10 protein-coding genes are annotated in these 11,365 nt (G+C 41.3%); 2 read left to right on the top strand and 8 right to left on the bottom strand.

The features are described 5' to 3' along the window. Positions 1-10 precede the first annotated feature (10 nt). The 6 genes from F957_RS11560 to F957_RS11585 form a co-directional block, all read right to left on the bottom strand. A complete protein-coding gene (locus tag F957_RS11560) occupies positions 11-640 on the bottom strand; it encodes a MotA/TolQ/ExbB proton channel family protein (RefSeq protein WP_016539885.1) in 630 nt (209 codons plus the stop codon). 98 nt (positions 641-738) lie between these two features. After that, entirely contained in the window at positions 739-1,626 is an 888-nt protein-coding gene (locus tag F957_RS11565; protein WP_016539884.1) for a ParB/RepB/Spo0J family partition protein, read from the bottom strand. Beyond that, a complete protein-coding gene (locus tag F957_RS11570) occupies positions 1,623-2,405 on the bottom strand; it encodes a ParA family protein (protein WP_016539883.1) in 783 nt (260 codons plus the stop codon). The genes F957_RS11565 and F957_RS11570 overlap by 4 nt, the downstream gene beginning before the upstream one ends. A 17-nt stretch (positions 2,406-2,422) precedes the next feature. Beyond that, positions 2,423-3,058 carry a 16S rRNA (guanine(527)-N(7))-methyltransferase RsmG gene (gene rsmG, locus F957_RS11575; RefSeq protein WP_016660310.1) on the bottom strand — a complete coding sequence of 212 codons (636 nt, stop codon included), beginning with the start codon at positions 3,056-3,058 and terminating at the stop codon, positions 2,423-2,425. 174 nt (positions 3,059-3,232) lie between these two features. Next, positions 3,233-3,922: an N-acetylmuramate alpha-1-phosphate uridylyltransferase MurU gene (murU, locus tag F957_RS11580; protein ID WP_016539881.1), complete on the bottom strand. Its 690-nt coding sequence runs from the start codon at positions 3,920-3,922 to the stop codon at positions 3,233-3,235. Next, on the bottom strand, positions 3,922-4,935 hold the full coding sequence (locus F957_RS11585; RefSeq protein WP_016539880.1) for an aminoglycoside phosphotransferase family protein: 1,014 nt from the start codon (positions 4,933-4,935) through the stop codon (positions 3,922-3,924). Before F957_RS11585 ends, murU begins: the two co-directional genes overlap by 1 nt. A gap of 118 nt (positions 4,936-5,053) precedes the next feature. On the opposite strand from F957_RS11585, the gene F957_RS11590 reads away from it, so the two are divergent. Continuing rightward, positions 5,054-7,528 carry an LPS-assembly protein LptD gene (locus F957_RS11590; RefSeq protein ID WP_016539879.1) on the top strand — a complete coding sequence of 825 codons (2,475 nt, stop codon included), beginning with the start codon at positions 5,054-5,056 and terminating at the stop codon, positions 7,526-7,528. Then, positions 7,528-8,841, top strand: coding sequence for a peptidylprolyl isomerase (locus F957_RS11595; RefSeq protein ID WP_016539878.1), 1,314 nt, complete (start codon positions 7,528-7,530; stop codon positions 8,839-8,841). Before F957_RS11590 ends, F957_RS11595 begins: the two co-directional genes overlap by 1 nt. A 108-nt stretch (positions 8,842-8,949) precedes the next feature. On the opposite strand, the gene fba is transcribed toward F957_RS11595, so the two are convergent. Then, positions 8,950-9,987, bottom strand: a complete 1,038-nt coding sequence (gene fba, locus F957_RS11600; RefSeq protein ID WP_004653891.1) for a class II fructose-bisphosphate aldolase — start codon at positions 9,985-9,987, stop codon at positions 8,950-8,952. Positions 9,988-10,196: 209 nt separating this feature from the next. After that, entirely contained in the window at positions 10,197-11,348 is a 1,152-nt protein-coding gene (rhlB, locus tag F957_RS11605) for an ATP-dependent RNA helicase RhlB (RefSeq protein WP_016539877.1), read from the bottom strand. Positions 11,349-11,365: the final 17 nt, after the last annotated feature.

The following is an 11,365-nucleotide window of genomic DNA, read 5'->3' as shown; positions in this document are numbered from 1 at the left end:
ACACCTCGGCTTAACTGGCACGACGATGTTCTTGTACACGTCCTGCTTTCTTGTAAAAAAGCGCGGCATGAAACAAGGTCGACTGCTGCTCTAATTCAGCAATATATTCATGTACCACGCGTTGAAAATAACGATATGCAATCATGGCAGGAATCGCAATTAACATCCCAACAGCAGTGGTAATTAAAGCCTTAGAAATACCTGGCATCATCATACTGGCATTACCAGCCGACCCCACATCTATCACTAAAAATGATTCGATAATCCCGAGTACTGTTCCAAGCAAACCCAATAAAGGTGCAATTGCACTCAAGGTCCCTAAGAAATTTATGTTTTTTTCGAGATAACTAATTTCTTGAGAAGCTGTTGCTTCCATCTGAGCACGTGCAAATTGTTCGCCTTGGTCTTGATGCTCATAACCCGCTTTAAGAATACGCCCCAAAGGACTTTTTGATGCTTCATCTTGTTGTAACTGCGTAATAACCGACTCTACATCCGAACCATTGACAAGCAACGCTTGCGGTAAAACTTGTGACCGTTTTAAACGAATATATCGTTCAAGTGTAATCGCAACCGTAAAAATTGATGAGAGAATGAGGGGCAGCATTAACCAGCCACCCGCTTTCACAAGTTCCCACATATTATTCCCCAATAATATTTAAACTATAAAAGGATGGACTTGGATTCATTGATCATTCTAGCAATTTTGCGAAACATTCAACGAATCCATCCTTGATATTAGTTCGGCAAACAAATATTGAGGATTCCATCCAACTCATCCAATGAGTGGTAATGAATGACCATTTTCCCTTTACCTTTCTGATTATGGTCAATTTTCACATTTGCCCCGAAACGCTCCGAAAGTTTCTGAGTCAATTGTTCAATATCTGGAGAAATCTGAGCCTTTTCCTTTTCAGGTTTTGGTTCACTCCACTCACGAACTAACTGTTCAGTTTGGCGTACCGACAAACCTTTTTCAATCACGATTTGTGCAACCGCAATCTGATCTTTTGCTTTCAATGTCAAAATCGCACGGGCATGCCCCATATCAATCTGACCCTGTTGCATTAAGTCCTTAATCGGATCAGCCAAGCTCAACAAGCGTAACAAATTACTCACTGTAGTACGTGCCTTGCCGACCGTATCTGCAATTTCTTGATGACTTAAACCAAACTCATCATGGAACCGTTGTAAAGCAACCGCCTGATCAATCGGGTTTAAATCTTGACGTTGAATGTTTTCAATTAAAGCCAAGGCAATTGCGACTTGATCATTTAAATCACGTACAATCGCGGGAATTTCAGCCAAACCAGCCAATTGTGCTGCACGCCAACGACGTTCACCCGCGATAATTTCATATGGATGCTGTTCATCATCTACAGGACGAATCACAATCGGTTGCATCACACCATGTTTTTCAATTGATGCTGCAAGCTCTTGTAAATCCTGCTCCTGGATGAAACGACGTGGCTGATATTCACCACGCTTCAACAAGTTAACATCAATTTGCTTGAGTTGACCATGATCCAAGGCTTGTGCTTCAAGTTGCAATTTCTCTTTTTGAATTGAACCCAATAGCGCATCTAAACCACGACCTTTAGCCAATCCGCGTTTCTTGATGCTCATACAGCACTTCCTTTTTTCACTTTACTTTTCTTCAACATTTCTGCAGCGAGATTCAAATATGAAACAGCGCCTTTCGAACTTTTCTCAAAATAAATCACAGGCAAACCATGTGCAGGTGCTTCAGCCAAACGAATATTTCGCGGAATGACCGTTTCATAGAGTTTTTTACCAAAATATTGCTCTAATTCAGCTGACACATCACGTGTCAATGCATTACGAGCGTCATACATGGTACGTAATACCCCAACAATTTCCAAGTTTGGATTAAGGGCTTTTTGTATACGGTCAATGGTTTGTGTAAGGTCAGCCAAGCCTTCCAGAGCATAGTATTCACATTGCATTGGAATAATCACACCATTGACAGCCGCCAAGGCATTCACAGTGATCAAGCTTAAACTTGGCGCACAGTCCACAATAATATAATCAAATGCGGAATCGACTTCTTGCAATGCATTTTTAAGAATGAACTCTCGTCCCTCCTGTTCTGCAATGGCAAGTTCCACACCTGCAAGCTCACGGTTTGCACCTAAAACCTTATAACCTACTTCAGCTTTTTGAATGGCTGTTTCAATTGGCACTTCACCCAACAACACATCTGTAACTGAATAAAGTAAATCATTCTTTTGAATGCCAGACCCCATGGTGGCATTCCCTTGTGAGTCCATATCGACCAATAAGACACGTTTCTTCAAGATCGCCAAAGAAGCAGCAAGATTGACTGCTGTCGTGGTTTTTCCCACACCACCTTTTTGGTTTGCAATCGCAATAATTTGAGCCATGACTACCCTTAATATTTTTATTGAATACGTTGAAGTAAAAGTAAATGACGCTGTTCATCCAATCTTGGCACACGCAGTTCAATGATCTTACATGAATACTGATCTTTCATCTGCTCAACTTCATCCTCTGGGATTAAGCCTTTCATTGCGGCAATGATACTTTGTTGGTGCATATAAGGTTGCGCTGCGTCCACAAAGTCTGTCAAAGAAGCAAATGCCCGACTGGTAATGACATCGAACTGACCAAGCTCACCGATACTATCTTCATTCTCTACACGTGTTTGCACAGCAATAACATTATTCAGTTTTAAATCCGCAATAAATTGCTTCAAGAAACGAATCTTTTTCCCATTTGAATCTAATAGTACACAAGAACGTTCTGGTTGGCATAATGCAATGATCATGCCTGGCATACCACCGCCCGTACCCACATCCAATAGGCGACCTTGTGGTAAATCATTTAAGATACTTAAACTATCTAATAAATGTTTAACCAACATTTCTTTCGGCTCACGAATTGCCGTCAAGTTGTAGGCCTTATTCCATAGCACGAGAGCATCTTGATATTTCAATAAGAGTATTAGGGCGTCCTCACTCAGGTTCAGACCTAGCGCTTGACTACCTTGCTTTAATTCTTGAAAAAAAGGATGCATAACAGTGCAACATCTCGATAAATTTGCTGTGCAGTATACCGATTTCTGATACAAGGCACAGTAGGACTTGTTGAACGATTATGCAGTTAAACATTTACAAGCATGATAAACTGCACAATCCGCTAAGTTTTTGTCTGTTCTTATGCAAATCACAGATAGACAAAGCATTTTTTATTATGCAAACGTGCCCTGCTTGATTTGCTGATCCAACTGTTGCAACCGCTCAGGCGTACCAACATCCACCCAAATTGCCTGCATTTTTTCAGCAGAAACCTGCTGTTGTTGCATCGCTTGTTTCAACAATGGCGCTAAAGGTCGCTTGCCATTTTCCAAACCAGCGAACATCTGCGGTGCCAATACCGCAACGCCACTATAAGTTAATGCTTCGCCAAGTTGCTCTTGTTCAAAGGTGTAAGCCAAATCATTCGCAAGGATAAAGTCACCTTTCAAATGCTGTGGTGGATTCTCTACCAAGACCAAATGGGCTTGTTTATCCTCCAACTGAACACTTAAAAGTGATGAAAAGTCCATTGTGGTCCAAACATCACCATTTACCAAGATAAAAGGTTGATCACCCAACAATGGTAAAGCATTAATGATACCACCCGCCGTTTCCAAACCCTCACCTTCATGTGACCACAAGATGGCCACACCAAATTGTGAACCATCACCCAAAGCAGCAACAAGCTTATCGCCCAACCAAGCCGTATTAATCACGATCTCAGTCACACCCACCGCTTTCAGCTTTTCAATATGCCAAACAATCAGAGCTTTGCCACCCACCTCAAGTAAAGGTTTAGGCGTATGTAAGGTTAAAGGTCGCATGCGATTGCCTAGACCTGCAGCAAGAATCATGGCTTTCATTATGCTGCAACCTCGTAATCACCATATTTCGCAATAAATTTAGGCATGACCACATCACGGATAAACTGCATGAAATCATTCAGTTCATCATAGCCTTGGCTTTCTTCAAGCAAATACCACATCACACGTGGTAAATCTTTTAAATAGCCAGATTTACCATCACGTTCAAACAGGCGTACAAAGATACCTAAAATTTTCAAATGGCGCTGAATTGCCATCAAGTCCGCATCTCGCTTGAATTGCTCAAAACTACGGTTTTCTTTTGCTGATGCAGGTAATAAGTTATAGAACACCTCAAACCATTCATATACACGCTCAGCATTCCACTGTACATAGGCATCACGTGTAATTGAAATTAAGTCATAAGTATCCGCACCAATTACTGCGTCCTGAAAATCAATCACACCTAATTCTTGCTCATTCTCGATTTTCATCAAATTACGACTGTGAAAATCACGATGTACAATCACTTGTGGCTGCTGAGTTGCTTCAATCGCAAGAAAATCGAATGCTTGTTCGATTGTTTCCAACTGCTGCTCTGTCGGTTGAATGTTCAATGAAGGCAACATCCAATCTGTAAGCAAACGCATTTCAGTCATTAACTTTTCATAAGAATAAGCTGGCAATTGTGCATCACCATCGACCTGCTGCAATTCAATCAACTGCTTAAAACTTTGAGCATAATATTGATCTACTGTTTGATCATTGAGTAGTGTTGATAACACCACATCCCCAAAATCTTCCAATAACAGCAGTCCCAAAGTTAAGTCTTTCGCAACAATATGCGGAACACGCACACCATTTTTGTCAAAAAACTCATCAATACTGACAAATGGTGCACAATCTTCTTTTTCAGGAGGTGCATCCATTAGCATGTATGTTTTGTTTTGTAACTTAATTCGCGCATAGCGACGAAAGCTTGCATCTCCAGCCAGAAAGCTGATCTCAAATTGATCAGATTGTAGAGTGGCTTGAAGCCAAGTTTGTATCAATTGTTCACGTTGTGTATTCATTTGCAATAAAATCTAAAACTAGCTGAGATTTTGAAAGCTTAAGTGTAGCCACTTATCAACTTTTTCTCTATGATGCGACAATAATTAATTGTGAATTAGCGTACTGGTTAATGAGACAATGAAACATCAGTTTAAATTTAATCCTTTAGCAACAGCTATTTTGACACTCTTATGTGGCGGCTCGATCCAATCAAGTTTCGCGGCACCAGCTGATGCTGTCTCTACGCTTGACAATAAACAGCTCAAAGCTGCCATTCGACAGAATCAAGAACAGCAAAATCAAGAAAGTTATCCTGGGGAAAGTTTCTTCCAGCAATATTATGTGGATAAATCCGCACCTGAAGCACAGTTACGTGATAATCGCTATTTAAGCTCCTCCTTTTGCCAAGGGACTTGGGTGACTCCAATCAACCCAGAAACAAAAGCTGGCACTGCGGATACGACCACCTCTGTACTCACAGCAGATTATGGGCATTACAACCCAGCGGGTGATTCAGTCCTACAAGGCAATGTCGTCATTGACCAAGAAGGCCGCACCATTCGTGCCGATCAAGTTACCATTGATTCAACACAGACCTACGCCAACGCCGAAGGTCGTGTTCAAGTTGCTCAATCAGGTTTACTCACCCAAAGCGATACAATTAACTATAATTTAAAGACACAAACGGGTGATCTAAATAATAGTTTCTATATCTCAGAACAGCAGCATGCACATGGTCATGCCAGCCAGATCAAACGGGCCAATCAGAACTTAGTCGTGTTGAAGGATGCGAGTTATACTGCTTGTCCTCCTGAGCAAAAGCCTGCATGGAAAATTCAGGCCAAAGAAATTGAGCTCAACCAAGATACAGGTCGTGGCGTAACACGCGGTACCAAGCTCTATGTCAAAAATGTACCTGTACTTGCAGTTCCTTATTTCAACTTTCCAATTGATGACCGACGTACGACGGGTTTATTGAGCCCAAATTTTGGTTATAGCAATGATGGTGGTGCACAATTAATCACCCCCATCTATCTCAATCTTGCGCCAAACTATGACCTCACACTCACGCCGAGCTACATGAGCAAACGTGGCCCGAAATTAGATGCTGACTTCCGCTATATGACTGAAAACTTTGGTTCAGGTCGTATTTGGGGTGGTTATATTGCCAAAGACAATCAATATGGTGATGAAGCACGTGATGATCTTCACTTTGTTCACAATTGGAAGATCGATAATCAATGGTCGACCAATTTAGAATACAACTACGCATCAGATAAAGATTACTTCGCGGATTTCAACAATAATCCAAACACACGAACAGATCTAAATTTACGCCGTGCTTGGGAACTGAATTACCAAAATGGAATTCCGGGCCTGAGAGCTCAGTTGAAAGTTGAAGACTTCCAAACTTTGGATAAGACAATCAAAGATGTCGATAAGCCCTACGCTCGTCTTCCGCAATTCTTATTAAACTACATTACGGGTGATCCACAAGGCCTACAATACGAGTTTAATAACGATACTGCTTATTTCAAAAAATCTGTAAATGATGGATCTGCATTAGAATCAAGCGGTACCCGTATCTACAATCAGTTTGCAGTTCGTTATAACTACTTAACTCCTTCTTGGTTCTATGTTGTTCCAGAAGTCTCTGTCCGCAGCATTAATACCTTCTACGATCAAGACTCAAAAGAAGGCCGTGGACTATCTGCTTCTGATGATTTAGAGAAATCAGTTGTCGTTCCACAATTCACATTATCGACTGGTTTAACATTTGAGAAAGATGGTAAATACTTACAAAGTATTTCCCCTCGTGCCTTTTATGCTTACTCACCTTATAAAAACCAAGATGATCATCCAAACTTCGACTCAACCACAGCATCGATCAACTATGATCAACTGTTCAACCCGTATCGCTTCTATGGGCATGACCGTCTAGATGACAATAACTTCTTGTCGCTCGGTGTGACTTATAGCTTGCTGGATACTGAAGGCCTAGAGCGCATTAAAGCTAGCATTGGTCAAAGCTATTATTTCAGTGATCGTCGTGTCAGCCTAAATGAAAAACTCGATGAGTTTGACACACAGCGTCGTACAGGACCGATTGTAAGCTTATCGAGCCAGCTTAATCAGAACTTTACTATCACCTCCAACTCTGCTTGGATGTCGAATGGTGAAAACGCACAGCGGGACTTTCAAGCTTACTATACAGGCGACAAAGGTAATCTTTACAACTTAGGCTATTTTTATCGTAAGCACATCCCTGATCGACAGGATTCTTATGACCAAGTTGTTGCATCCTTTATACAACCTGTAAAAGACAATTGGCGTATTATGGGTCATGCTCAATACGACATTGACAACAATGTGATGCGTGAATACTTACTTGGTGTAAATTACGAATCATGCTGTTGGGCTGTTTCAGTCTATGGCCGTTCTTACTATAACGATTTGGATGATCCAAACTCTCCAGATGTACGTAAAAAGAATGCGGTGATGGCTGAATTCACCCTGAAAGGTCTTGGTGCTTTAAACAACAAGCTTGCTTCTCTCCTTGAAAACAGAGTTTTAGGTTTCAACAAAATTAATCAATCTTGGACACAACGTTAATGAAGATAAAATCTTTTCAACATATCTTTAAAGCGACTGTTCTCGCTACCCTAATTTCTTCATCAATGCAAAGCTTTGCACAACCTACGGATGAGGTTGTTGCCATTGTAGATAGTAGTGTCATTCTTAAAAGTGATTTAGAACAAGGGATTGCTGAAACAGAACACCAGTTAAAAGCACAGAATAAAACTGTTCCACCGCAACAGTATTTGCAAATGCAAGTGCTTGATCAATTGATCATTCGCCAAGCTCAATTAGAGCAAGTGAAGCGTTACGGCATCAAGCCTGATGAAAAAAGCTTAAATGCTGCGGTATTAAAAGTCGCAAACCAATCAGGGGCCAATACACTTGAAGCATTTCAACAAAAGTTAGATGCAATTGCGCCTGGTACATACGAAAACTTGCGTAACCGTGTTGCTGAAGATTTAGCGATTGGTCGTTTACGCCAACAACAAGTTATGTCACGTATTAAGATCAGTGATCATGATGTTGACAACTTCCTTAAGTCACCAGAAGGTCAAGCTGCGCTCGGGACTCAGGTGCACGTCCTTCACATGCGTATTTCAGGTGACAATGCCAATGATGTACAGCAAGTCGCTCAACAAGTAAAACAATCCCTCACTACAAGTGATGACACCAAATCAATTAGCTCTAAACTATCCACCGCTTCCGTGAAAGTTGATGGCGCTGATATGGGATTCCGCTCACTCTCAGAAATTCCAACTGAGCTTTCAGCACGTATTGCCCCACTTCAAGTTGGACAAACCACTGAGCTGATCAATGTTCGTGATGGTGTGCATGTCTTAAAATTACTTGAACGCAAGCAAAACGAACAAAAAGCATTAGTTCCTCAATATCAGACCCGCCATATCTTAATCCAACCATCTGAAGTGGTAAGCATAGATCGTGCAAAACAAATGATCGATAGCTTATACAACCGCGCTAAAGCAGGTGATGCTTTTGCAACACTCGCCGCAACCTACTCCAACGATACAGGTTCTGCCCGTGATGGCGGTAGCTTAGGCTGGGTGAGTCCTGGCATGATGGTTCCTGAGTTTGAAAAAGTCATGAAAGAAACACCGGTTGGACAAATCAGCCAACCCTTCCAAAGCCAGTTCGGCTGGCATATCTTGCAAGTCACAGATACTCGTGAACAAGACATGACCAAAGAAGTGCAAGAACGTATGGCACGTCAAATCTTGGGTGAACGCCAATTCGATACCGAAGTTGATAGCTGGATGCGTGAGCTTCGTGCCAATGCTTACGTGGAAATTAAAGATGCGAGCCTTGACTCAAAAGCACAACAGAAATAAATCCGCTTAAGAAAAATGCCAGCAATCCGCTGGCATTTTTTTATTCCTAAAATTAAAGGTAAAAAAATAGCGGCAATTGCCGCTATTTTTTTACCCATTACAAATTGATTATTTGTAACGATCAACCATTTTCTCTAAAGAAATTGGACGAATTTTATCTGCATTACCTGATGTACCAAATGAATTATAACGATCTACACAGATTTGCTTCATTGCTTCAACTGTTTCACCAAAGAATTTACGCGGGTCAAATTCACTTGGTTTTTCAGCCATCATACGACGCATTGCGCCAGTAGAAGCCAAACGTAAATCAGTGTCAATGTTAATCTTACGCACACCATGTTTGATCGCTTCTACTAGCTGATCTACAGGCACACCATAAGTTTCTTTAATATCACCACCGTATTGGTTAATCACAGCCAACCACTCTTGTGGTACAGAGCTTGAACCATGCATCACAAGATGCGTATTTGGTAAAGCAGCATGGATTTCTTTAATACGGTCAATCGCCAAGATATCGCCTGTAGGTGGACGAGTAAACTTGTACGCACCATGTGAAGTACCGACAGCAATCGCCAAGGCATCGACATTGGTATCTGCCACAAACTGAGTTGCTTCTTCAACAGAAGTTAACAGTTGAGAGTGGTCAAGTACACCTTCTGCACCAACACCATCTTCTTCACCTGCCATACCAGTTTCAAGGCTACCCAAGCAACCGATTTCACCTTCAACTGAAACGCCACACGCATGTGCCATCGCTACAACACGACGAGTTACGTCAACATTGTAATCATAAGTTGTAGGTGTTTTACCGTCCGCACCCAATGAACCATCCATCATCACTGAGCTAAAACCCAATTGGATTGAACGTTGGCAAACATCAGGGCTTGTACCATGATCTTGATGCATTACCACTGGAATATGTGGCCACTCTTCAATCGCAGCTAAAATAAGATGACGTAAGAAAGGTGCACCCGCATATTTACGCGCACCAGCCGAAGCTTGCACGATAACAGGTGAATTCGTTGCATCCGCAGCGAGCATGATTGCACGCATTTGTTCTAAGTTGTTTACGTTAAACGCTGGTACGCCGTAGTTATGTTCTGCAGCGTGATCCAAGAGCTGGCGCATTGAAATTAGAGCCATAATATCCTCCCAGGTAATGCGCCATATTCTACATGCTGATCTATTTCAATTCAGCAACTAATCACAGTAATTATAAAAAAATCTTCAATCTTTTGTGTAATTTGAGTAGTTATTCTGACTTAATAATCAAAAAGGTCAAATCACAGCATGATTTGACCTTTTCTCAAAAGACATTGCGCTTAATTAGATCCAATAAAATGGATCAAAATTTAGCAATAACCTTCTAAACGTGTTAACGGTAATTTTTTACCAATCGCTTTTTCAATTTCTGGTAAATAGAATGCATCATCTTCTGACAGGAAACTAATACTAACGCCCTGCGCGCCAGCACGCCCTGTACGCCCAATACGATGCACATAGTCATCCGACTGCTCAGGCAAGGTAAAATTAATCACATGCGAAACACCATCGACATGAATACCACGACCCGCAACATCTGTTGCAATCATAATATTGTTCTTACCTTGTTTGAATTGGTCTAACATCTTTAAACGCTTATCTTGTGCAATTTCACCAGATAGCATGCCTACTTTATATCCATCACGCTTTAAGTGATCGTACAAGCGACGCACCTGATCTCGGCGATTGGCAAAGATCATGACCTTATCAATTGGCTCTTCACGCAAAATATCTTGCAGTAATTTGTATTTATCCTGTTTAGCAACCACATAGACACGCTGTTCAACGTCATTATTGGTTTTTTGCTCAGGCTCAATTTCGACTGTAACTGGCTCGAACAACCATTGACGCGCTAAATTAAGTACATCATAACTAAATGTTGCAGAGAACATTAAAGTTTGGCGCTGTTCTTTAAACGGGGAGTAACGAACAATTCTTTTGACAGAAGGAATGAAGCCCATATCAAGCAAACGGTCAGCCTCATCAATTACTAAGAATTCGATTTTATCCAACCACACTTCTTTTTGCTCAACAAAATCAATTAAGCGCCCAGGCGTAGCAACAATAATATCGACAAAGTTACGATCCAACATTTTCTTTTGTTTTTCAAAATCCACACCACCGAGTAAGGTCACAAGGTGCAAATTTGAAAACTTGGTCAATGCTTGCGCATCACTCTCAATCTGCAATGCCAACTCACGGGTCGGCGCTAAAATCAATGCACGTGGTTCACCGCGAAAACGCTGCTCTTGCACTGGATTATTGAGTAGATCATTGATCACACTAATCAAAAAGGCAGCAGTTTTCCCCGTACCTGTTTGCGCTCGACCAATGGCATCATGCCCTGCTAATGTATATTTTAAAACCTTTTGCTGAATTGGGGTCATTTTTGTAAAACCCAAAGCATCAATCGCTTTCTTCAGCTGCGGATGTAAATTTAAGGTTTCAAAACCAGATGTCATATATGCTCTCAAACCAT

The sequence above is a fragment of the Acinetobacter gyllenbergii CIP 110306 = MTCC 11365 genome (assembly GCF_000413855.1).
GTDB classification, from domain to species: domain Bacteria; phylum Pseudomonadota; class Gammaproteobacteria; order Pseudomonadales; family Moraxellaceae; genus Acinetobacter; species Acinetobacter gyllenbergii.
This window is presented reverse-complemented; position numbering and strand designations above follow the sequence as displayed.